The sequence below is a fragment of the Bradyrhizobium sp. SZCCHNR1098 genome (assembly GCF_032489375.1).
Lineage (GTDB): Bacteria > Pseudomonadota > Alphaproteobacteria > Rhizobiales > Xanthobacteraceae > Bradyrhizobium.
The window spans coordinates 130,524-151,574 of the sequence record NZ_JAUEXY010000007.1 but is presented as its reverse complement, the minus strand read 5'-3'; the positions used below and the strand labels follow the sequence as shown (position 1 = coordinate 151,574).

18 protein-coding genes are annotated in these 21,051 nt (G+C 66.9%); 13 read left to right on the top strand and 5 right to left on the bottom strand.

Features of this window, described 5'->3' with window-relative positions:
• The first annotated feature begins 13 nt into the window (after positions 1-13).
• The 3 genes from trpC (at position 14) to QX135_RS16860 (ending at position 4,193) form a co-directional block, all read left to right on the top strand.
• Positions 14-832 (top strand): indole-3-glycerol phosphate synthase TrpC, encoded by an 819-nt coding sequence (gene trpC / locus QX135_RS16870; RefSeq protein WP_316176368.1) that lies wholly within the window; start codon positions 14-16, stop codon positions 830-832.
• A gap of 2 nt (positions 833-834) precedes the next feature.
• Complete coding sequence (gene moaC, locus QX135_RS16865; RefSeq protein WP_315775016.1) at positions 835-1,329, top strand: cyclic pyranopterin monophosphate synthase MoaC; 495 nt, start codon at positions 835-837, stop codon at positions 1,327-1,329.
• 152 nt (positions 1,330-1,481) lie between these two features.
• On the top strand, positions 1,482-4,193 hold the full coding sequence (locus tag QX135_RS16860; protein ID WP_316176369.1) for an EAL domain-containing protein: 2,712 nt from the start codon (positions 1,482-1,484) through the stop codon (positions 4,191-4,193).
• Between the two features lie 241 nt (positions 4,194-4,434).
• Here the strand turns inward: QX135_RS16860 and QX135_RS16855 are convergent, their stop codons facing one another.
• Positions 4,435-5,769, bottom strand: coding sequence for a S41 family peptidase (locus tag QX135_RS16855; RefSeq protein WP_315738209.1), 1,335 nt, complete (start codon positions 5,767-5,769; stop codon positions 4,435-4,437).
• Between the two features lie 420 nt (positions 5,770-6,189).
• On the opposite strand from QX135_RS16855, the gene QX135_RS16850 reads away from it, so the two are divergent.
• The 3 genes from QX135_RS16850 (at position 6,190) to QX135_RS16840 (ending at position 9,403) form a co-directional block, all read left to right on the top strand.
• Entirely contained in the window at positions 6,190-7,326 is a 1,137-nt protein-coding gene (locus tag QX135_RS16850) for an alpha-hydroxy acid oxidase (RefSeq protein WP_316176370.1), read from the top strand.
• A 45-nt stretch (positions 7,327-7,371) separates the two neighbouring features.
• Entirely contained in the window at positions 7,372-8,001 is a 630-nt protein-coding gene (locus tag QX135_RS16845; protein WP_316176371.1) for an HAD-IA family hydrolase, read from the top strand.
• Positions 8,002-8,743: 742 nt separating this feature from the next.
• Positions 8,744-9,403, top strand: a complete 660-nt coding sequence (locus QX135_RS16840) for a hypothetical protein (protein WP_315775304.1) — start codon at positions 8,744-8,746, stop codon at positions 9,401-9,403.
• 26 nt (positions 9,404-9,429) lie between these two features.
• Here the strand turns inward: QX135_RS16840 and QX135_RS16835 are convergent, their stop codons facing one another.
• Both QX135_RS16835 and QX135_RS16830 read right to left on the bottom strand, forming a co-directional pair.
• Positions 9,430-10,419, bottom strand: coding sequence for an alpha/beta hydrolase (locus tag QX135_RS16835; RefSeq protein WP_316176372.1), 990 nt, complete (start codon positions 10,417-10,419; stop codon positions 9,430-9,432).
• Positions 10,420-10,431: 12 nt separating this feature from the next.
• Positions 10,432-11,364, bottom strand: coding sequence for an MBL fold metallo-hydrolase (locus QX135_RS16830; protein ID WP_316176373.1), 933 nt, complete (start codon positions 11,362-11,364; stop codon positions 10,432-10,434).
• Positions 11,365-11,448: 84 nt separating this feature from the next.
• Here QX135_RS16830 and QX135_RS16825 point away from each other — a divergent pair, with 84 nt between their 5' ends.
• The 6 genes from QX135_RS16825 (at position 11,449) to QX135_RS16800 (ending at position 16,621) form a co-directional block, all read left to right on the top strand.
• Positions 11,449-12,402 (top strand): LysR family transcriptional regulator, encoded by a 954-nt coding sequence (locus QX135_RS16825; protein WP_315738214.1) that lies wholly within the window; start codon positions 11,449-11,451, stop codon positions 12,400-12,402.
• 8 nt (positions 12,403-12,410) lie between these two features.
• Entirely contained in the window at positions 12,411-13,220 is an 810-nt protein-coding gene (locus QX135_RS16820) for an alpha/beta hydrolase (RefSeq protein ID WP_316176374.1), read from the top strand.
• A 131-nt stretch (positions 13,221-13,351) separates the two neighbouring features.
• On the top strand, positions 13,352-14,575 hold the full coding sequence (glp, locus tag QX135_RS16815) for a gephyrin-like molybdotransferase Glp (RefSeq protein ID WP_316176375.1): 1,224 nt from the start codon (positions 13,352-13,354) through the stop codon (positions 14,573-14,575).
• Positions 14,576-14,781: 206 nt separating this feature from the next.
• Positions 14,782-15,480: a transcriptional repressor LexA gene (gene lexA / locus QX135_RS16810; protein ID WP_172109545.1), complete on the top strand. Its 699-nt coding sequence runs from the start codon at positions 14,782-14,784 to the stop codon at positions 15,478-15,480.
• A gap of 258 nt (positions 15,481-15,738) precedes the next feature.
• Positions 15,739-16,179 (top strand): hypothetical protein, encoded by a 441-nt coding sequence (locus tag QX135_RS16805; RefSeq protein ID WP_315775027.1) that lies wholly within the window; start codon positions 15,739-15,741, stop codon positions 16,177-16,179.
• A 223-nt stretch (positions 16,180-16,402) separates the two neighbouring features.
• On the top strand, positions 16,403-16,621 hold the full coding sequence (locus QX135_RS16800) for a hypothetical protein (RefSeq protein ID WP_409998063.1): 219 nt from the start codon (positions 16,403-16,405) through the stop codon (positions 16,619-16,621).
• On the opposite strand, the gene QX135_RS16795 is transcribed toward QX135_RS16800, so the two are convergent.
• Positions 16,576-18,867: a ComEC/Rec2 family competence protein gene (locus QX135_RS16795; RefSeq protein WP_316234179.1), complete on the bottom strand. Its 2,292-nt coding sequence runs from the start codon at positions 18,865-18,867 to the stop codon at positions 16,576-16,578. The two genes, QX135_RS16800 and QX135_RS16795, sit on opposite strands and share 46 nt — an antisense overlap.
• 139 nt (positions 18,868-19,006) lie before the next feature.
• Between QX135_RS16795 and QX135_RS16790 the strand changes: the two genes are divergently transcribed.
• Positions 19,007-19,219, top strand: a complete 213-nt coding sequence (locus QX135_RS16790; protein ID WP_315738219.1) for a hypothetical protein — start codon at positions 19,007-19,009, stop codon at positions 19,217-19,219.
• 21 nt (positions 19,220-19,240) lie between these two features.
• On the opposite strand, the gene QX135_RS16785 is transcribed toward QX135_RS16790, so the two are convergent.
• Complete coding sequence (locus QX135_RS16785) at positions 19,241-20,929, bottom strand: glutamine--tRNA ligase/YqeY domain fusion protein (RefSeq protein WP_315780189.1); 1,689 nt, start codon at positions 20,927-20,929, stop codon at positions 19,241-19,243.
• Positions 20,930-21,051 lie beyond the last annotated feature (122 nt).

Below are 21,051 nucleotides of genomic sequence, written 5' to 3'. Positions count from 1 at the left end.
TGCGGAGCGCGCCATGTCGGATATCCTGGCCAAGATCGAAGCCTATAAGCGCGAGGAGATCGCGGCCGCCAAGCGGGCGTGCCCGCTGTCGGATCTCGAGGCGCGAGCGCGTGATGCCTCAGCGCCGCGCGGCTTCGTCGCGGCGATCCGAGCCAAGCATGCGAACCACGACTACGCGCTGATCGCGGAGGTGAAGAAGGCTTCGCCGTCGAAGGGGTTGATCCGCGCCGATTTCGATCCGCCTGTTCTCGCCAGGGCCTATGAGGCCGGCGGCGCGGCCTGCCTCTCGGTGCTGACCGACACGCCGTCGTTCCAGGGCCATCTGGACTTCATGGTCGCCGCACGCGCCGCGACCGCCCTGCCCGTGCTGCGCAAGGACTTCATGTTCGACACCTATCAGGTGGTCGAGGCTCGCGCTCATGGCGCCGACTGCATCCTGATCATCATGGCCGCGCTCGATGACGCCGCGGCTGCGGAGATCGAGGCCGCCGCGCTCGCCCACGGCATGGATGTGCTGATCGAGATCCATGATCGCGCCGAGCTCGATCGCGCGCTGAAGCTGCGCTCGCCGATGATCGGCATCAACAACCGCAACCTGCGCACCTTCGAGACCACGCTGGCGACCTCCGAGACGCTGGCGCCGCTGGTCCCGAAGGAGCGTCTGCTGGTCGGCGAGAGCGGCATCTTCACGCCGGCCGATCTCGCGCGCCTGGCGCGCGTCGGCATCCAGACCTTCCTGGTCGGCGAGAGCCTGATGCGGCAGGCGGACGTCACGGCGGCGACCCGCGCGTTGCTCGCGCGCGATGCCGCCTCCGCCAGCGCGGCTGAGTGACAATGTCCGACAAGTCACCCGGCGCTCCCGCCCTCACCCACATCGATGCTCGTGGCGAAGCCCGCATGGTCGACGTGTCGGACAAGGCTGCAACGGAGCGCACGGCAACAGCCGAAGGCCGCGTGGTGATGAGTCCCGCGACGCTCGAGCTCATCATCTCCGGCAACGCCAAGAAGGGCGACGTACTCGGCACGGCTCGCATTGCCGGCATCATGGCCGCCAAGCGCACATCCGAGCTCATCCCGCTGTGCCACCCGCTGGCGCTCTCCAAGGTCACCGTCGACATCACCCCCGACGCTGCGCTGCCCGGCTGCATCGTCAGTGCAACCGTCAAGGTCACCGGGCCGACCGGCGTCGAGATGGAAGCCCTAACGGCCGTGTCCGTCACCTGCCTGACGATCTACGACATGATCAAGGCCGCCGAGCGCGGCGTGCGCATCGAAGGTATCCGATTGACCGAGAAGATCGGCGGCAAGTCCGGGCGTTATCGCGCCTGAAGGTATTGGAAAACCAAATACAACTTCGAATTAATTGTTCGCTAACTCAACTTCCTAACCTCACTTCCATAGCGGGCCTATAGCAATGGTTGTGGGAGGGACATCGTAGCGGTTCCATCCCGAAGCGCCTATCGCAAGCGTATTCAGGACCGATGACGACCAACGCTAGTCCACGGAATGCCCTCAGAGCTTCGACCGACCGCGGTGGACCGATCCGCTGGCTGGTCGGCGGAGGCCTCGTGCTGATTGCAGCCATCGCGATCGGCACGACCATCATGGCCGACAGTTTCCGGGAACGCGCGCTGAACAGCGCGACGCGCGAGCTGGAGAACACCGTCCTTCTACTGGCGCGTCATTTCGATCAGCAGATGGAGGATCTCGGCGCGATCCAGCGCGATCTCGCCAACTACGTCCGACAGAACCATATCGACACCGGCGCCCGCTTCAAGGAGCAGATGGGAAGCGCCGCCGTCAATGCCATGCTGAAGGACAAGCTGAGCGCGGTGACCTATGTCGGCGGTCTGAACATCTTCGACTCCGACGGCAACCTGATCAACTCCGGAGCGACCTGGCCGGTGCCGCCCGTCAATATTGCCGATCGCACCTTTTTCAAGCGGCTGAAAGCCGATCCGACCGCGCCGCAATTGCTGATCGAACCGGTCGTGGGCCGGATCACCGGCACATATGTCGCGGTCATCGCCCTGAAGCTGACCAGTCCCAACGGCGAGTTCCTGGGCATCATCGGCCGCAGCCTCGAACCCATCAATGTCGAGCGGTTCTTCGCCTCCGTCGCGCTCGGGCCCGACGCGGCGATCTCGATGATGCATCGCGACGGAACCCTTCTGGCCCGCCATCCACGCCACGAGGGCATGCAGAACCAGAACTACAAGAGCGCGCCGATCTTCCGCCAGATCCTGGCCGGCGATGGCAACACCACGGGCATTTTCAGCAGCCCCGTCGACGGCGAGCACCGCATCGGCGCGTCGCACCGGCTGACGAGCTATCCCTTGATCGTGACCGCGACGACGACGGTCTCGGCGGCGCTCGCCGACTGGCGCGAGCAGATGCGCTTCCTGATCGCCGTCGGCGTGACCTCGGTGCTGCTGATCGCCGGCATGCTCTACGTCGTGGTGCGCCGGTTGATCAGCGACCACGACGCCTCCAGCCGCCGCTTGACGCTGGAGAAGGAACGGCTCGACAAGGCCGTCAACAACATGACCCAGGGCCTCCTGCTGTTCGACGCATCGGAGCGCCTGGTCATCAGCAACCAGCGCTACGTCGACATGTACGGCCTGTCTGCCGACGTCGTGAAACCAGGCTGCACGTTCCGCGAGTTGATCGCGCACCGCAAGGCGACCGGCTCGCTCGCGGGCGACGACGGCGAATATGCCGATGCGGTGCTGCGCGACATCGGCCGCAAGACCTCGCAGATCATCGAGACCACGGACGGTCGCTGGATCCAGATCGTCAACGAGCCGATCGCGGGCGGCGGCTGGCTCGCCACCCACGAGGACATTACCGAGCGCAAACGGTCCGAGGAGCAGATCACGCATCTGGCGCACTATGATGCCCTGACGGATCTGCCGAACCGCACCCTGTTTCACGAGCGCCTCAAGGAGGAGCTGACCGGCGTCCTCCAAGGCCGGCGCCTCGCGCTGCACTACATCGACATCGACGAGTTCAAGGGCGTCAACGATTCGCTCGGCCACCTCGTCGGCGACGAGCTGTTGAAATCCGTCGCGGCGAGCCTGAGCACCTGTGTCGGCACCACGGGATTCGTCGCCCGCCTCGGCGGCGACGAGTTCGCCGTGGTTCAGACGGCCATCCGCAACCGCGAGGACGTCGAACAGCTGATCGAGGATATTCTCAGCGCGATCCGCGCCCCGCGCTACTGCCTCGGCCATCAGCTCACCGCCGACGCCTCGATCGGCGTGGCGCTGATCCCCGAGCACGGCACCGATCTCGACCAGATCATGAAGAACGCCGATCTGGCGATGTACGCCGCCAAGGCCGCAGGACGGCGCACCTGGCGCTTCTTCGAGCCCGAGATGGACGCCCAGGTCAAGGCGCGCCACCAGCTCGAGGTCGACCTGCGCCAAGCCATCTCCGACGATCGGCTCGAGGTCTACTACCAGCCTTGTCTGAGCCTGCAGGACGACCGCATCGTCGGCTGCGAGGCGCTGGTGCGCTGGAAGCATCCGACCCGCGGCACCGTCTCGCCGGCCGAGTTCATTCCGATCGCCGAGGACACGGGCCTCATCAACCTGCTCGGCGAACGCGTCCTCCAGGTCGCCTGTACCGAGGCTGTGAGCTGGCCGGACGACATCCGGCTCGCCGTCAACGTCTCGCCGGTGCAGTTCAAGAGCGGCACCCTGGCGCTCAAGGTCGCGAATGCGCTTGCGACCTCCGGCCTGCCGCCGCATCGGCTGGAGCTCGAGATCACGGAAGCGGTGCTGATCCGCGACGACGACGCGCTCGACACCCTGCACCAGTTGCGCGCGCTCGGCGTCCGTATCGCGCTCGACGATTTCGGCACCGGCTATTCGAGCCTCAGCTACCTCCAGCGCATTCCGTTCGACAAGATCAAGATCGACCGCTGCTTCGTCCAGGACATCACCGAGAGTGAGGGCTCCGCGGCGATCGTCCAGGCCGTGGTCAACATCGCCGCCATCCGCAAGATGTCGACGACCGCCGAGGGCGTCGAGACCGAGGCGCAGCGCCAGGTGCTGAAGCGGCTCGGCTGCTCGGAGATGCAGGGCTATCTGTTCAGCCCTCCGAAGCCCGCAGCCGACGTGGGGCAATTGTTCGCCGCGCAGCGCGCCAATCCCTCAACCGGCCGCCATTCGCGCCCCAACGCCGCGTGAGCCAGTTCCGAACCGATAAATACCGTTGCAATTTGAGGCTTTTCCACAAGCCAAACTCAAACCCTACCAACCAGTCGTCCCGTCCGCCGCTTGAAGTCCACGGCTCCGCCATGATCTACGGGACACAGACGGACATACTCCGTGTCCGCTTGTACACGCTGGTCGAAAACCACGGCGGGACGGCCTCAGGGCCGCCCCGTCGGGTGTGAGCATCGGGCGCCGCAAGCCGCCACCCTGAAGATCAGTTCGGCACCGCCGCCTTGGCACGGACGTCGGCATTCACGGTGACGCCGCGCAGCACGTTGAAGGCGGCGTGCAGCGCCTTGTCGTCCTTCTCGTCCGGCGGAACGTAGGACTGCGAGCCGGTCTGCTCGGTGCCGTCGGGCGCCGAGAGATGGCCGCGCATGCCGGCCTCACCCTTGAGATCGCCGCGATCCTTCAGCTCGTCCGGCACGTCCTGCTTGACCTCGATGTCCGGGGCGATGCCCTGCGCCTGGATCGAGCGGCCGGAGGGCGTGTAGTAGCGCGCCGTAGTCAGCGCCAGCGCGCCATTGCCGGCGCCGAGCGGAATGATGGTCTGCACGGAACCCTTGCCGAACGAGCGCGTGCCGACCAGGGTTGCACGCTTGTGATCGTGCAGCGCGCCCGCCACGATCTCCGACGCCGAGGCCGAGCCGCCGTTGATCAGCACCACGAGCGGCTTGCCCTTGGTGAGATCGCCGCCGCGTGCGGTGAAGCGCTGCGTCTCCTCAGGATTGCGGCCGCGGGTCGAAACCACCTCGCCTCGCGAGAGGAACGTGCTTGAGACCGACACCGCCTGATCGAGCAGGCCGCCCGGATTGTTGCGCAGGTCGACCACATAGCCGGCGAGCTTCTCCTGCGGAATGTCCTTGGAGATGCTGGCGACGGCCTTGCGCAGGCTCTCGGTGGTCTGCTCGTTGAATGATGTGATGCGGATATAGCCGATGTCGCCGCCTTCGGTGTGATAGCGGACCGGGCGCACCTTGATGATCTCGCGCGTCAGCGTAACGTCGAGCGGTGCGTCCTTGCCCTTGCGCATGATGGTAAGCTTGGTCTTGGTGTTGACGCCGCCCTTCATCTTGGCGACGGCCTGCTCGAGCGTCAGTCCCTGCACCGCCTCGCCGTCGATCTTGGCGATGAGATCGCCCGAGAGAACGCCGGCCTTGGACGCGGGCGTGTCATCGATCGGCGCGACGACCTTGACCAGGCCCTCCTCCATGGTGACCTCGAGACCGAGTCCGCCGAACTCGCCGGACGTGGTCTCCTGCATGTCGCGCCAGGACTTGTCGTTCATGTAGCGCGAATGCGGATCGAGCGAGGACACCATGCCGTTGATGGCGCCTTCGATCAGCGCGGGATCGCTCGGCTTCTCGACATAGTCGGCGCGAACGCGCTCGAACACCGCGCCGAACAGATTGAGCTGCGAATAGGTGTCGGCCATGCCGGCCGCGGCCTTGGCCTTCGCAACGAGTTGCGCGCCGTCGGGACCCGTGACCATCAGGGTCAGCCCGACGCCGGTCATCGTGCCCGCCAAGAACAGCCAGTTTTTCCGCATTGTTTGCTTCCCGAGCGTTTGTTGGATGGCCGGCCGATCAAATGGTCCGCACGCATTGCCGGCGCGATTTGTGTTGCGAACACACACCACATTTCCGGTTTCTTCAAGGCCGATATTGCGCCGCCGTACCGGGGCCCGACCGCCGGCGCTCGCATCCGAAATGGACGTTCACAGGCTGAAATCAAGCTCAAGGCTGCGCCGGCGCCGAGCCCTGCTGAACATACCCCGTCTTTCACGGACACCCATGATCACAATTCGACGAGCCGTGTACCACGCCGCGATTTGATGGCCTGGGCCTGCGGGGCGCCGCTCCCTGCGCGCGCCCGGGAAGCTCGAGTTCGGAATGGCTTGCTCCCGGCCCGCTCCATGGGCAATGCTCCGCGGCAAAACCGCAAACATGACAGTCGCTGGGAGGCAAACATGAACCAACGGACCCCGATCGAGGCCGGGTGGCGGAACGTCGAACTCGGCTCGAGCGACGAGAAGTTCCAGAACCTGCACGAGCTCATCCGCAAGGCGCGCGCCCAGCTCAACCAGAACGCCTGGGACTACATCATCGGCGGGGCCGAAACCGAGACCACGCTGCGTCGGAACCGGATGGCGCTCGACGAGATCGCGTTCCGTCCGCGCGTGCTGCGCGACGTGTCCAGGGTCGATGCCTCGGTCGAAACTTTCGGACGCAAGCTGCGCCTGCCGGTGGTCATGGCCCCGGTCGGTGCGCTCGAAATCTTCGATCCGGGAGGGGCGGCCAGCGTGGCCCGTGGGGCGGGCCGATTCGGAGCGGCGCACATGCTGAGCTCGGTGTCGGAACCCGGGCTGGAGAAGACCGCCGAGGCCGCGCCCGACGCGCTGCGAATCTTCCAGCTCTATGTCCGCGGCGACGACGCCTTCGTCGAGGACTATGTGAGCCGGGCGGTCGCCAACAGCTACACCGCGTTCTGCCTGACCGTCGACACCGCCCACTACAGCCGGCGCGAGCGCGACATCGCCAAGCGCTACGTCCGCGAAAGCCGGCTGCGCGCGACCGGCGGCGACCACCAGAAGGCGCTGAGCTGGCACACCGTCAAGCTGATCAAGGACAAGTTCAAGCTGCCGCTGATCATCAAGGGCATCGCGACCGCCGAGGACGCGCAGATTGCGGTCGATCACGGCGTCGACTGGATCTACGTCTCCAACCATGGCGGCCGCCAGCTCGACCATGGCCGCGGAGCCATGCAAGTGCTGCCGGAGATCGTCGCCGCCGTGAGGAGCCGGGCAAAGATCATGGTCGACGGCGGCTTCTGCCGTGGCACCGACATCGTCAAGGCGATCGCCTCCGGCGCCGACCTCGTCGGCATCGGCCGGCTGCAATGCTGGGCGCTCGCCGCGGCCGGCGAGGACGGCATCCTGCGCATGCTCGAGCTGCTGGAGGACGAGGTCATCCGCGCGCTCGGCCTGCTCGGCGTCACCTCGTTCGCCGAGCTCAACGGCTCCTACCTGCATCCGGCAACCGCCACCAACCAGCCGAGCGTCGTCAGCGCGTTTCCGCTGGTCGACATCGAGCCCTACCGTTATTGAGGCGGAGGCCCTTCCGTTCAACGCCAGCCATCGACGCCCCCCTCCATGCCCTCCTCCGCTCTCCGCCCCGGCGACGCCGACGCGCTGCTGTTCGATCTCGGCCGCGTCGTCATCGACATCGATTTCGTCCAGGTCGTCTCGCGCTGGGCCGCGCTTGCCGGCTGCGCGCCGGAGCATCTCGCCGCGCGCTTCGTGCGCGACGAGATCTACCACGGCCATGAGCGCGGCACGGTCTCCGACGCCGACTTCTTCGCCAACCTGCGCCGGCAGCTCGGCATCGACATCACCGACGCGCAGTTTCTCGAGGGCTGGAACGCGATCTTCGTCGGTCCGATGCCGGGCATCGTCCCGCTGCTCGCACGCGCGGCGGAGAAACTGCCGCTCTATGCCTTCTCCAACACCAACCAGCCGCACATCGATCACTTCTCGCCGCGCTACGCCGACCTGCTTGGTCACTTTCGCGAGATCTTCCTGTCGTCGTCGATCGGCCTGCGAAAGCCGGACGCCGAGGCCTACGCGCATGTGGTCGATGCGATCGGCGTGCCCGCCGAGCGCATCGTATTCTTCGACGATCTCGCTGAAAACATCGACGGCGCGCGGGCCAGCGGGCTGCAGGCGGTGCTGGTGCGCTCGACGGCCGACATCGCCGCAGCGCTGGAGGCGCTCGGGATCTGATCGCATCGCGCAAGGGTGCGTCATGGCCAGCGGCGCGACGTTGAAAGGCTGCGCTCGCAATGACGGTGCCCACTCATGCAAGATTGTTCTCGCGACACGATGTGCCCGAGCTTTGCCGCTCTCATCTCACCCTCCTCCAATCGGAGGGCGCAGGGAATGCCGGGCTGCTGGCCGCAACCCATGGCCCGCCTGCAGAAAAAAAGCAGGCGGCAGTCACCACAGGTCCAGCCGACATCCGGCATTCCCTGCGCGATGGTCTTCACGTTTATACGCGATCTCCCCGGTGCCCGGCTTGTTGGCCACCGTCGCCGTCGGGATCATCATCACCCGCCGGCTTGGCATCAGCTTCGGGATGCCAGGACCACGCGACTTCACGTCCGCGCCATGCCGTTCGTCCGCGCGCCATCAGGGCACGCTGCGACACGTCGCGGCCACCGCATCCCGCACTCCACGTCCGTGACGATCGCGAAGCGCCCCTCCTGTCGAGCACGGGACCAAATCAGCATAGCAGACTTTTCCGAAAAAGCGAATCCTAAATTCGACCGCCGGCAAGGGAGCGATCCGGCCCGTCTCCCGCCACATCCGCTGGTCGCAGACGGCCCGACCGCCTAAGCTGTCCGCTCTGCACGCCCCCGCGGCCCGGAAGAACCGAATGCCCCTCGACATCATCTGTTTGCGTGATCGGCCCGACCTGATCCCGCGCGTGTTCTCGCCCGAGCTGGATGCCATCTGGCCGGAGTTCATGCGGCAGGACCGGACGGCGACGTTGTACTATGATCCGCCAGTGTTCGACCAATATGCGGACTGCGCCTACGTGGCGCTCGCCGGTGACGAGGTGGTCGGGCGCGCCTTCGCCGTCCCCTTCACCTTCGGCATCGACGGCCGCCGCACGCTGCCGGATGCGGGCTGGGACGAGGTGATCCGCTGGGGTCACGAGGACCGCCTGCTGGGACGGCGGCCGACGACGATGAGTGCGCTGGAGATTGCGCTGCTGCCGAAGGCGCGCGTGCCCGGCAGCTCGCTCGCCATGCTCGCGGCTCTGAAAGGCTGCGCACGCGCCAAAGGTTTTGCCGAGCTGTATGCGCCGGTGCGACCGAACCAGAAACATCTGGCGCCGCGGACGCCGATGCGCGCCTATCTCGATCAGCGGCGCGAAGACGGCCGATTGGTCGATTCCTGGCTGCGCACGCACCTCGGCATCGGTGGCGAGATCGTCAAGATCGCGCCGTGCTCGATGACCATCGTCGGCACGCTCGCCGAGTGGTCGCAATGGACCGGCGTGACCTTCGATCGCTCGGGTGAGATCGAGGTCCCCGCTGCTCTCGTGCCCGTGCTCGCGTCGGTCGAGCACGACCATGCCGCCTATGTCGAGCCGAATGTCTGGATTCGGCATCCGCTCTAACGCGGTGCAGGCCGTCCGCGCGACGATCAACGCGCCGGCACGACGCGCTCGTCCAGAAATCCGATCACCGCATCGAACGCCTGCCGTCGATTCCGCTCCATCAGGATCATGTGCGTGCCCTGCCCGATCTCGACCAGGCGCTTGTACGGCGCGCTCACGAGACGAACGAACAGGTCGTGCGCCACGTCGAAGCGGACGTCCACATCCCATTCCGCCGAGAGCACGAGAACAGGGCAGTTGATCGTGCTGGGATCGTAGATCGGCTGGTCCACAGTCCAATGCTCGCGCACGTCCTGCACCGCGCCCAAAGGCGCGCGGATCGCGCCGGGGTACGGCGAGTCCGGATCGGTCGCGAGCGTCACCTCCGCCCAGGACTCGAACCAGCCGTCCGGAATCAGCTTGTCCCGCGCCTGCTCCGGAGCGGCGCCGCGCCACGCAGCCTCGAACGCGCGCGGGCTGACGATCCGATAGGCGCCGAGCGGTCCGCCGGCGTCGATGCGCAGCGGCTCGCTGGACAGCCAGAGCGGCGTCACCAGGATCAGCTTCTCGAGCTTCGCGCTCGCCGCGCTCGCGAGCATGCCCGCGACGGTGGCGCCCCAGGACATGCCGAGCACGTTGGCGCGCGGGACGTCGCGATGCCGGCAGATGAAGTCCACCGCCGCGCCGAAATCGTCCACGGCGGTCCGCGCATTGACCAATGGAGATCCCTCCTCGGCCCCCCGCGACATCTCCGGCGGCCGGCTGGAGCCGCCATAGCCGCGCGCATCGACGGCCCAGACATCGTAGCCGGCCTGCGCCAGGACATCCATGAAGGAGGCGCCACCAACCGCGACGTCGAACAGGCTGGCGGATGAAAAGGTGGCGCCGTGCATCATCACCAGCGTGCGCTCGGCCGAGAACCGTTGCACGTCATGCCGGCGCTTGTTGATGAGCTGAAGCTGGACGTCGGACACCGGGCCTTCGATCAGGCGGCGCTCGGAAACGATGCGCGAGGAGGACGTTGCGTTCTCGGTCATGGTCACCTCGGATCAGGCGAACTGCCACGCGAACCGGTCGTCGTCGCGGCTGATCCGCCCGGCCGAGGACTCGGCGAAGTGGGTCGTGAACACGAGGGAGCCGGTCTCGGCGGCGTGGTTCAGCGCCCATTGGCGTGAGCTCCGCGCCGCGTCCGGAAATTCGCAATAGACCGAGTTCCAATCCGGACGCGCGACCTGCAGCGGATGATGCATCACATCGCCCCAGAACAGCGCGCGCTCGCCGCGCGAGGTGAGACTGATGCAGGCGTGATCGATGCTGTGACCAGGGCTCGGCAGATAGCGGAAGCCATCCACGACCTCGCTGCCATCGACCGTGATCTCACGCGCGAGGCCGGCCTCGACGATCGGCAGCACGCTGTCTTCGTAGACCCCTGGCAGCGGCGGATGAAGCATGCGACCGAGACCGGCCGCATCCCTGATCGCGGCATCCGAGCCGTCAGCGGCCGACAGTGCCGCCAGATAGGCGCGCTCGCGGCCTGAGAAAACGTACCGGGCGTTCGGAAACACCGGCGTCCAACGGCCATCGGCAAGCTGCGTATTCCACCCCACATGATCCGCGTGCAGATGCGTCATCAGGACGAGATCGACATCGCCAGGGGCGACGCCGGCCGCCCGCAGCCGGTCGAGAAACGGCTCGTTCAAGCGATGCAGAACTGCTGCGCCGGGCCGCTCCTTGTCATTGCCGGTGGCCGTGTCGATCAGGACCACCCGCTCCGGCGTCCGCACCAGCCAGCTATGGATGCTCAGGCGCAACGATCCCATGTGCGGATCGACCGATCCCGGCCCCACCTGGCCTCGTTCCCGAACGATGCTGTCTGCTTCTACGCCCGGAAACAAAAACTCTCCCTCGACCGCATCGAGGCCGATCTCGAAGATCCTCGTGATGGTGGCGTCTCCGACGCGATAGGTCGTGATGTCCTGCATGTCTGGCGGCCTCGATCCGAACGGTGGTCTTGTCTGGGCCGAGATCTAGGGCTAGGTCATACATTCCTCAAATCGATCCAGCTCATGCAGTCCATCGATCACTTCGATCTTCGCTCCTTCGACCTCAATCTGCTGGTCGCGTTCGACGCGCTCATGCAGGAGCGCAGCGTGACGCGCGCGGCCGCACGCCTCAAGGTGGGTCAGCCTGCGATGAGCCATACGCTGTCGACGCTTCGCGTGCTGCTGCAGGACGAGCTGTTCGTCCGCGTCGGCGCCGTCATGCAGCCGACGCCAAAGGCTGCGGTGCTCGCCGGGCCGGTTCGGGCGGCGCTGGGGCAGATGCAGGCAGCGCTGCATGCCGCACCGGAGTTCGACCCGGCGACCGAGCAGCGCACCATCCGCCTGGGATTTTCAAGTGAGGTCGAGCTGCTGCTGATCCCCGAGCTCACCGCGGTGCTCCGTCGAACGGCGCCCGGCGTGCGGCTTCTCAGCCGGCCGACCGAGCGTAACGAAGTGCATCGCCTGCTCGACGACGGAGCCTTGGATGTCGCGGTCGGCTGCTTCGACGCCGTCGCACAGCGGCACAGATCCCAGCTCCTGTTCGAGCAGGCGCTGAGCTGCGTCTACAATCCAAAGCGCATCGCGATGAAAACGCCGATCAGCCTCGCCGACTATCTGTCGCTTCCGCACGCGCTGGTGACGCTGACCAACAGCCTGCAGGGCTGTCTGGAGGCGGCGCTGGATGAGATCGGGACCGAGCTCAACGTGGTCTCGGCCTCCTCGGAATTCCTCAGCGTGCTGGCGACGGTCGCCGCATCACCGGTGATCACGACGATACCGACCAGGATGGCAAAGCTCTACGGGCCGCGATTTGGGCTGACGCTCTGTCCCGCGCCGTTGAAGCTGCGGCTGCCGGCCGTCTCGATGGTCTGGCCGCTGCAGCTCGATCGTGATGCAGCATCGGTCTGGCTGCGGAACATGGTGGCGGATATCCTGCACACGACCGAGCGCGCCGCCTGTCGCGCAGCTGCGGGATAGCATTCAAAATGAACTCTCTGCATCACGTCTGCTCCGGCCGCGCGCGGCTCGCCGCCGAGGTTGCCGGCCAGGGAGACCCTGTCGTCTTCCTGCACGCCGCAGTGTTCGACCGCTCCATGTGGCGCGCGCAGATCGAGGGCGTCGCGGCAACGCATATGGCGATCGCCTATGACCGGCGCGGATTTGGTGAGACGGTCGCCTATGAGGAAGCTCATTCTCCGGTCGAGGACCTGCTCGCCGTCGTCGACGCGTTCGCGCCGGGGCGGCCGGCGACGCTGATTGCCTGCTCGCAAGGAGGCCGCATCGCGCTCGACTTCGCGCTTCGCCATCCGTCACGTATGGCATCGCTGGTGCTGATCGCACCTTCGATCAGCGGCGCGCCGGAGCCGGTCTATCCACCGGAGATCAAGGCGCTAACGGCGTCGTTGGCCGCTGCCGAGGCCGCACAGGATTGGGATCGGGTCAGCGCTATCAAGGCGCATCTGTGGGTCGACGGTCCCTTGCAGCGCGAGGGACGCATCTCCGGCGAGCCACGCGAGACGTTCCTGAAGAAGAACGCCGCCGCACTCCGCGCGCCGCCAACCGGCGCGACTCTCGATATGGCACCAGCCTTCCCGCGCCTCGCGGAGATCGTCGCGCCATCGCTCGTCATCTGGGGGGACTTGGACTTTCCTCACATCCAGCAGCGAAGCAGGCTGCTCGCCGCAACAATGCCGAACGGGTCAGGACATGAGCTGGCCGGAACGGCGCACCTGCCGAGCCTGGAACGTCCGCAGGAGGTCACGCGGTTGATTGCAGACTTTCTCGCGCGATCGTGAGGCAGCGGCCCGGACGCGGCCCACATCAGACGATCAGAAGGCAGGAAGCGGCCTGAGCCCTTGGCCGAGCCGTGCGCGTTCGGTTAGAAGGCGACTCATTCGATCTGCCGTCTCCGTCCGAAGGAACTCTCATGGCCCTGATGCCGGTGTCCGATGCGTTGTCCGCCGTGCTCGCCGGCGCCGAGCCGCTGGCCGAGGAGCTGGCCGAGGAGCTGGTGACGCTGGACGAGGCCCATCACCGCATCCTGGCCCGCGACCTCGCGGCGCTGCGGACGCAGCCGCCCGAGGCGATGTCGGCGATGGACGGCTACGCCGTACGCGCGGCGGACGCAGCCCAGGCCAAGGTGCGGCTGAGGGTGATCGGCGAGGTCGCGGCGGGGCGGCCGTTCGATCGCGTGGTCGGACCCGGCGAGGCGGCGCGCATCTTCACTGGTGGCGTTGTCCCTGAGGGCGCCGACGCGGTGGTGATCCAGGAGGACACGATCGCCGAAGATGGCCACGTCGTCATCACCGAGGCCGCGATCAAGGGCCGGCACATTCGGCCCGCGGGCGTCGACTTCCACCAGGGCATGGTGCTGCTGAAGGCGGGCCGCCGGCTCAGCGACCGCGACCTGTCGCTGGCGGCCAGCATGAATCATCCGGCACTGCCGGTGCGGTGCCGGCCGAAGGTGGCGCTGCTCGCCACCGGCGACGAGCTCGTGATGCCGGGCTCGACGCCCGGCCCGGGCCAGATCGTCTATTCCAACGGCTACGCCCTGCGGGCGCTGGTGCGCAGCGAGGGCGCGACACCGATCGATCTCGGCATCGCCGCGGATACGATGGAGGCCACGGTCGCCGGGATCCGGCGGGCGCGCGAGGCCAAGGCCGACATCCTGATCACGACCGGCGGCGCCTCGGTCGGCGATCACGACCTCGTCAAGCAGGCGCTCGAAGCCGAGGGCATCGAGATGGCGTTCTGGAAGATCGCGATGCGGCCGGGCAAGCCGATGATGCACGGACGGCTCGGCGACATGAGGGTGATCGGACTGCCCGGCAATCCGGTGTCGTCCTATGTCTGCGCCATCCTGTTCCTGGTGCCGCTGATTCGGCGGCTGCTCGGCCGTGACGAAGCTCGCATGCCACGCGAGACCGCCCTGCTCGGCCGCGAGCTCGGGGCGAACGATTCGCGCGAGGACTATCTGCGGGCGCAGCTCGAAGAGCGCGCCGACGGCACCCTGATCGCAACGCCGGTGACGCAGCAGGATTCGTCGCTGCTCGGCAATCTCGCGCTCTCGCAGGCGCTGGTGATCCGGCGGGCGTATGCGCCGAAGGCCGCCGCCGGCAGCCCGTGCGAGATCCTGCGCCTGCCGAGCTAGGCCGTTTCCCCCGGCAAAGCCCGGTCCGTTCACTACAATTTAAGGATTGCGGAACACACATCGAACATATAGTGTCCGTTCATGATTTGTTTTTAGTATGTTGCGGGCGACGCGATGATGGTCCGACTCCAAGGCGCTCTCAGCCGGTTTGTGCTCAAGGCGCAGCTCCTGGACTCGGACGACAACAAACTGGGGACCAGGTCGAGATGCTGACGCGCAAACAGTACGAACTTCTGCGGTTCATCAACGAGCGGCTCAAGGAAGCCGGCGTGCCGCCGTCCTTCGACGAGATGAAGGATGCGCTCGATCTGCGCTCGAAGTCCGGCATTCATCGCCTGATCACGGCGCTCGAGGAGCGCGGCTTTATCCGCCGGCTGCCCAACCGCGCCCGCGCGATCGAGGTGATCAAGCTGCCCGAGCTGTCACAGGCTGCCAACAACCGCCGCGGCTTCACCCCATCGGTGATCGAGGGCAATCTCGGCAAGGTGCGCACCAGCACTCCCGCGCTGGACGATGGCGAGCGCCCCGTCGCGGTGCCGGTGATGGGCCGCATCGCCGCCGGTACCCCGATCGAGGCGCTACAGACGCGCAGCCACACCATCAGCGTGCCCGCCGACATGCTCGGCAACGGCGATCACTATGCGCTCGAGGTGCGCGGCGACTCCATGGTCGATGCCGGCATCCTCGACGGCGACATGGCGCTGATCCAGCGCAACGAGACCGCCGACACCGGCGACATCGTGGTAGCGCTGATCGACGATGAGGAAGCGACGTTGAAGCGCTTCCGCCGCCGCGGCGCATCGATCGCGCTGGAGCCGGCCAACACCGCCTACGAGGTGCGCATCCTGCCGCCCAACCGGGTGAAGATCCAAGGCAAGCTGGTCGGGCTGTATCGCAAGTACTGATCGCGGACGCGATCGGTCGATCGGCGGCGAGCGCACGCGCTTCTCCGCCGATCGAAATTGGTCACGCGCGAATGCACCTCAGGATGTGCAGCGCGGCATGCTCAAACGCTTGTGATCGCCCGCGGGCGCACGCGGTGCAGATCAGCGCAGAATTGCCGTGAAGCGCGCGCTAACATCTCCTCGATGTCCACTCTGATAGAGGCCTGCGCCTGTCCGGGGGGAGCGTGGGTCGGCTATCTCTCAACGAGGAGCGATCCGATGTGTGACTACAGCCTCCATGCGGTTGCGTCCCGTCCCGCCAAGGTCGGCGAGACGTTGATCTCGACGACGTTTCGCGGCACCGCCACCCGCGGCTTCGCCCTCGAGAGCGAGCCGACCGTCGCAGTCTGCATGCTGCCCGGCACCGAGTTGGCATTTGTCGAGGACGTCCGCTACGACAGCCGCTGGCTCTGGACCCGGACGATCCGCGAGCGCGTCGCGAAGTTCAACAGCATCGAGACGCACATCCCCGATCGCCATCACGACGCGATCGAATTCGCCGACGGCCGCCACGTGCTGGTGACCCAGCTCTGCGAGGGCCAGCGCGTCACCGTGCTACAATTGCCGGTCAGCAAGCAGCCGGCCGAACGCCGCCCGGGCATGGCGGAGGACGTTCCGGCTTCGCAGGCCACACCGATTCGCCGCATCAGCATCACCTGAGCGCCTGCGCGTCCGCATTTCTCTCGGTCATGAGCGAGCTTTCGGCCGGGGGAGATTTGGTTTCTGCAAGCGCAAGGTCCTTTCGGGCGAACCTCACGCTCCGGCATCGCATCGAATAGGAACGACATCCCTCGGCCGGCATTGTGTGCCGGGGGAGCTTGCCGCCGCGGTCAACAAGATCGATTGGAACAAGGCCGACCGGATCACCGAGCCCGGCCGCTACATGCTTCCGTTCGGATGGCTAACGGTCACGGTTGATGACATCGCCGTCTGGCAACGATATCCGGGCGCTGCGTTCACGCTGGTCGAAGGTCCCTCGCTGTTCGATGGACCCGACGACACCGAGTATCATCTCAGCACGTTGTATCATCTCAGCACGTTCGAGCTGTCCGGCGCTCAATCCTGCTCGCCCTGCTCCGTCTCCGGCGGCGTCGCGTCCTGAAGCCGCGACACCGGCGCACGCGGCGTCAGCGTCGTGTCGAACTCGCCGGCCTCGGCGGGCGCCGGCCACCACGGGCGGTCGGTGCCGCCGGCGCGCACCGGCGTGACGGAGAAGCCGGTGCCCCGCTGCACCAGCATCAAGGCGCCCTGCTGCTGCAGGCGCTGGCGATCGATGACGGCCGCCGCGCAGGATGACGGCGCGGCGCGCGCGGTGACGATCAGCGCGGCACGGGCGCAATCATCGTCGAGCGCCTCGGCGCGCAGGGTCAAGGCGGCGAATCGGCCGTCGACCATCGCGACCACGCAGCCCGCCTCGTCGCAGGAGACGCCATCGGCGAGCGATGAATCCGCCGGCAGCCGGGCATCGGCGTCGGCCGCGAGCCACTCCTTGGTGGCGAACACGTCCTTGCCGGTGCGCATCACATGCAGACGTCCGTCACGGCCGCGCACCGCCACCGCGCGCCCGTCGCCGGCGATCAGGACGTCGGGCAGAGGCGTCGTGGCGGCCCACGCGGTGGCCACCGCGAGCCCGACGGCGCCCGACCAGCGCAGCGGTGTGCGCAGCAGGCCGATCAGGATGACGCCGAGGCTGGCCAGGATCAGCGGACCGATGCCGAAGCCCGGGATGCGCCCGACCGCGCCGGGCAGCGCCGCCACCCAGCGCGTCACCGCGATCATCCAGTCGATGCCGAGGCCCATCAGCGTCCACCAGGGACCGTCGAGCCCGAACGGCGCCGCCAGCAGGCCGAGCAGTCCGGCGGGCATCACCAGCACCGAAACCACCGGCATCGCCGCGAGATTGGCGAGCACGCCATAGGGCGTGACGCGATGGAAGTGGAACGCGGCATAGGGCGTGGTCGCAAGCCCCGCGATCAGCGAGGCCAGCAGCAGCATCGCAAGCTCGCGGCCGCCCCACAGCGCGATGCGCTGCGTCGTGGAGCTGTCCGGCGTCGCAAACAGTTTGGGCAGGCCGAACTGCACCAGCGCGACCAGACCGAGCGTCGCCGCGAACGACATCTGGAAGCTCGGATGCACCAGCGCTTCGGGTGCCGCGATCAGCACGATCATCGCCGCGACCGCGAGCGTGCGGAAGGTGACGGCGCGGCGATCGACCATGACCGCGATCAGCACCACGGCCGTCATGAAGAACGATCTCTGCGTCGCGACCTCCGCGCCCGACAGCAGCAGGTAGAACGCCGCCGCGACCAGCGCCGCCGCGGCCGCCCACTTCTTGATCGGATGGCTGATGGTGAGGCCGGGGATCAGCGCAAGCAGCGCGCGCACGGCGAAGAACACGACGCCGGCGACGACGGCCATGTGATAGCCTGAGATCGACAGCACGTGGCCGAGGCCGGAGACGAACATCGCATCGTTGACATCGGGCGTGATGGCGTCGCGCCGGCCGGTCAGCAGCGCGGTGGCGATGGCGCGCTCATCGCCCGTCAGGCGGGCACGGATGCGTGCGTCGATCGCATCGCGCAGACCCTGCATGGCCGCCGCATAGCCCAGGCCGAAGCCGGCGGCCTGCGGCGGCGTCGCCGTCGTGATCGCGCCCATCACGAAACCGGAGGCGCCGATGCCCTGGAAGAACATGTCGCGCGCGAAGTCGTAGGATCCCGGCCGCACCGGGGCCATCGGCGGCAGCAGCCGCGCCTTGAGCTGCACGAAGCTGCCGACCTCGGGCGCCGTGCCCTTGCGCACCGCGAGCCGCACGCGCGCGATCGTGGCGGCGTTGCGCGGGCTCTCCATCGCGGCGACGCGCAGCACGATCCGATCGCTGCGCTCGCGGACGTCGCGCGCCTCGACGAAGCCGGACAGCGCCACCGAATACAACGGCCGCGCCAGCACCGGATGTGCGACACGCGCGGTCTTGATGGTCGCCGCGGCAAAGCCGCACGCTGCAGCTGCGATCATCACGGCAACCGGAAACATCCGATGCCGCCGCATCATGATGGCGACGATGCAGAGCAGCGCCGCGGTGGTGGCGGCGATCCAGAGCACCGGCTCGTGATCGGCGGTGAAGTACAGCGCGATGCCGGCCCCGAACGCCACCGGCACCCAGGGCAGCAGCCGGCCCGCCCCGGCCTCCTCGACCGCCCAGCTCTTCAGGCGGGCGGCGAATGCCGACGACGCGCCGGACCCGATCGCGGGCCAGCCGCCGGCCAGCGCGCCGCGCGGCGGCCAGACATCGGCCATCGCGCCCGCGATCCCGCGACGCCCTCCCGGCGGCCTGACCGGCTCCGCCATTGCCCACACCACCCGTTACTTCACGGGCATGGAGGCTAGCGAAACCACGGGGAATCCGACTAGCGGAACGGAACGAGAATCCAATCCCGGTGCCGGGAACGTCATTGGAACTTTCGGCACCGCACGGGCTTATGCGGGTATGGACCACCATGACAATGACGATCCCTTTGCCGACCTCGCGCTCGACACGGCGATCCACCTGCGCTGGACGTTGCGGGACATCAAGGCCCACCGGCTCACGCTCTCCCCCGTCGCCGACGATGATCTCTCGCTCCTCGCGGAGCGCGGCCTGGTCGAGGTCAGCGATGGCGTGCCAACGCTGACCGAGGCCGGCCTCGCAGCGATCAATTGAGCTGCGGCTGCGGTCCCCATCTCATCCCTTCGCGACCTCCTTCGCAAAGGTGTCGCGCAGGCCGATGGTGCGGTTGAACACGAGCTTGTCGGGCATCGAATCCGGATCGCGGACGAAGTAGCCCTGGCGCTCGAACTGCATCGGTGCGTCCGAATTGCTCTCGGCGATCGCCGGCTCGATGCGGGCGTCGATCAGGACCTCGAGTGAGTTGGGATTGAGATCGGCGGTGAAGTCGGCCGCATTGGGGCTCGGATTGGCGAACAGCTGGTTGTAGAGGCGGATCTCGGCGGTCAGCGACTGCGCAGCGGGCAGCCAGTGCATCGTCGCCTTGACCTTGCGTCCATCCGGCGCGTTGCCGCCCTTGGTCGCGGGATCATAGGTGCAACGCAGCTCGACGATCTCGCCGGCGTCGTTCTTGATGACGTCGCGGCACTTGATGAAATAGGCGTAGCGCAGCCGCACCTCGTTGCCCGGCGACAGCCGGAAGAACTTCTTCGGCGGGTTCTCCATGAAGTCGTCCTGCTCGATATAGAGCTCGCGGCCGAAGGCGATCCTGCGCGTGCCGGCTGCGGGATCGTCGGGGTGGTTGATCGCCTCGAGCTCCTCGACCTGGCCTTCCGGATAATTCTCGATCACCACCTTCAGCGGCCGCAGCACGGCCATCCGACGCAGCGCCGTGCGGTTCAGCTCCTCACGAATGCAGAATTCGAGCATGCCGACGTCGACGATGCTGTTGGCCTTGGCGATGCCGATGCGCTTGATGAACTCGCGCACCGCAGCCGGCGGCACGCCGCGCCGCTTCAGGCCGGCGATGGTCGGCATGCGTGGATCGTTCCAGCCTGAGACATGGCCGTCCTGCACCAGCCGCGTCAGCACGCGCTTCGACAGCAGCGTGTAGGTCAGGTTGAGCCGCGCGAACTCGTACTGGTGCGGATGCGACGGCACCGGCAGCTTGTCCAGGAACCAATCGTAGAGCGGCCGGTGGTCCTCGAACTCGAGCGTGCAGATCGAGTGCGTCACGCCCTCGATCGCGTCCGACTGCCCGTGGGCGTAGTCGTAGCTCGGATAGATCTTCCAGGCGTCGCCGGTGCGCGGGTGATGGGCGTGCATGATCCGGTACAGCACGGGGTCGCGCAGGTTGATGTTGCCGGCGGCCATGTCGATCTTGGCGCGCAGCACGCGCGCGCCGTTCGGGAATTCGCCGGCCTTCATGCGCCGGAACAGGTCGAGATTCTCCTCGACCGTGCGGTCGCGGAACGGGCTGTTCTTGCCGGGCTCGGTGAGCGTGCCGCGCGACAGGCGGATCTCCTCCTGCGACTGGTCGTCGACATAGGCGAGCCCGGCCTTGATCAGCCCTTCCGCCCAATCGTAGAGCCGCTCGAAATAATCCGAAGCGAAGAACAGGTTGTCGCCCCAGTCATAGCCGAGCCAGCGCACGTCGGCCTGGATGGAATCGATATATTCCTGCTCTTCCTTGGTCGGATTGGTGTCATCGAAGCGCAGATTGCAGCGGCCGCCGAACTCCTGGGCAATGCCGAAGTTGAGACCGATCGACTTGGCATGGCCGATATGCAGGTAGCCGTTCGGCTCCGGCGGGAACCGGGTGACGATCGTCTTGTGCCTGCCGCTGTCGAGATCGGCCTGGACGATGTCGCGGATGAAGTCGCGCCCTGCCTCTGCCGTCGTCGCCGTGTCTGTCGTCGTGGTCATCAAGAATATCCTGCTCCGGAATTTGGCAGCCTATCTGCCAAATCCGCTTCCCCCAAGGAAGGCTTTAGTTATGCGATAGGCCTGCTATACACCCCCCGCCCTTCATAGCCCCTGCCTGGATT

Excerpts from the sequence above, each read along its gene's own strand:
- trpC (WP_316176368.1), top strand. The coding sequence starts at position 14 with ATGTCGGATATCCTGGCCAAGATCGAAGCCTATAAGCGCGAGGAGATC.
- moaC (WP_315775016.1), top strand. The coding sequence starts at position 835 with ATGTCCGACAAGTCACCCGGCGCTCCCGCCCTCACCCACATCGATGCT.
- QX135_RS16860 (WP_316176369.1), top strand. The coding sequence starts at position 1,482 with ATGACGACCAACGCTAGTCCACGGAATGCCCTCAGAGCTTCGACCGAC.
- QX135_RS16855 (WP_315738209.1), bottom strand. The coding sequence starts at position 5,769 with ATGCGGAAAAACTGGCTGTTCTTGGCGGGCACGATGACCGGCGTCGGG.
- QX135_RS16850 (WP_316176370.1), top strand. The coding sequence starts at position 6,190 with ATGAACCAACGGACCCCGATCGAGGCCGGGTGGCGGAACGTCGAACTC.
- QX135_RS16845 (WP_316176371.1), top strand. The coding sequence starts at position 7,372 with ATGCCCTCCTCCGCTCTCCGCCCCGGCGACGCCGACGCGCTGCTGTTC.
- QX135_RS16840 (WP_315775304.1), top strand. The coding sequence starts at position 8,744 with ATGCGGCAGGACCGGACGGCGACGTTGTACTATGATCCGCCAGTGTTC.
- QX135_RS16835 (WP_316176372.1), bottom strand. The coding sequence starts at position 10,419 with ATGACCGAGAACGCAACGTCCTCCTCGCGCATCGTTTCCGAGCGCCGC.
- QX135_RS16830 (WP_316176373.1), bottom strand. The coding sequence starts at position 11,364 with ATGCAGGACATCACGACCTATCGCGTCGGAGACGCCACCATCACGAGG.
- QX135_RS16825 (WP_315738214.1), top strand. The coding sequence starts at position 11,449 with ATGCAGTCCATCGATCACTTCGATCTTCGCTCCTTCGACCTCAATCTG.
- QX135_RS16820 (WP_316176374.1), top strand. The coding sequence starts at position 12,411 with ATGAACTCTCTGCATCACGTCTGCTCCGGCCGCGCGCGGCTCGCCGCC.
- glp (WP_316176375.1), top strand. The coding sequence starts at position 13,352 with ATGGCCCTGATGCCGGTGTCCGATGCGTTGTCCGCCGTGCTCGCCGGC.
- lexA (WP_172109545.1), top strand. The coding sequence starts at position 14,782 with ATGCTGACGCGCAAACAGTACGAACTTCTGCGGTTCATCAACGAGCGG.
- QX135_RS16805 (WP_315775027.1), top strand. The coding sequence starts at position 15,739 with ATGTGTGACTACAGCCTCCATGCGGTTGCGTCCCGTCCCGCCAAGGTC.
- QX135_RS16800 (WP_409998063.1), top strand. The coding sequence starts at position 16,403 with ATGCTTCCGTTCGGATGGCTAACGGTCACGGTTGATGACATCGCCGTC.
- QX135_RS16795 (WP_316234179.1), bottom strand. The coding sequence starts at position 18,867 with ATGGCGGAGCCGGTCAGGCCGCCGGGAGGGCGTCGCGGGATCGCGGGC.
- QX135_RS16790 (WP_315738219.1), top strand. The coding sequence starts at position 19,007 with ATGGACCACCATGACAATGACGATCCCTTTGCCGACCTCGCGCTCGAC.
- QX135_RS16785 (WP_315780189.1), bottom strand. The coding sequence starts at position 20,929 with ATGACCACGACGACAGACACGGCGACGACGGCAGAGGCAGGGCGCGAC.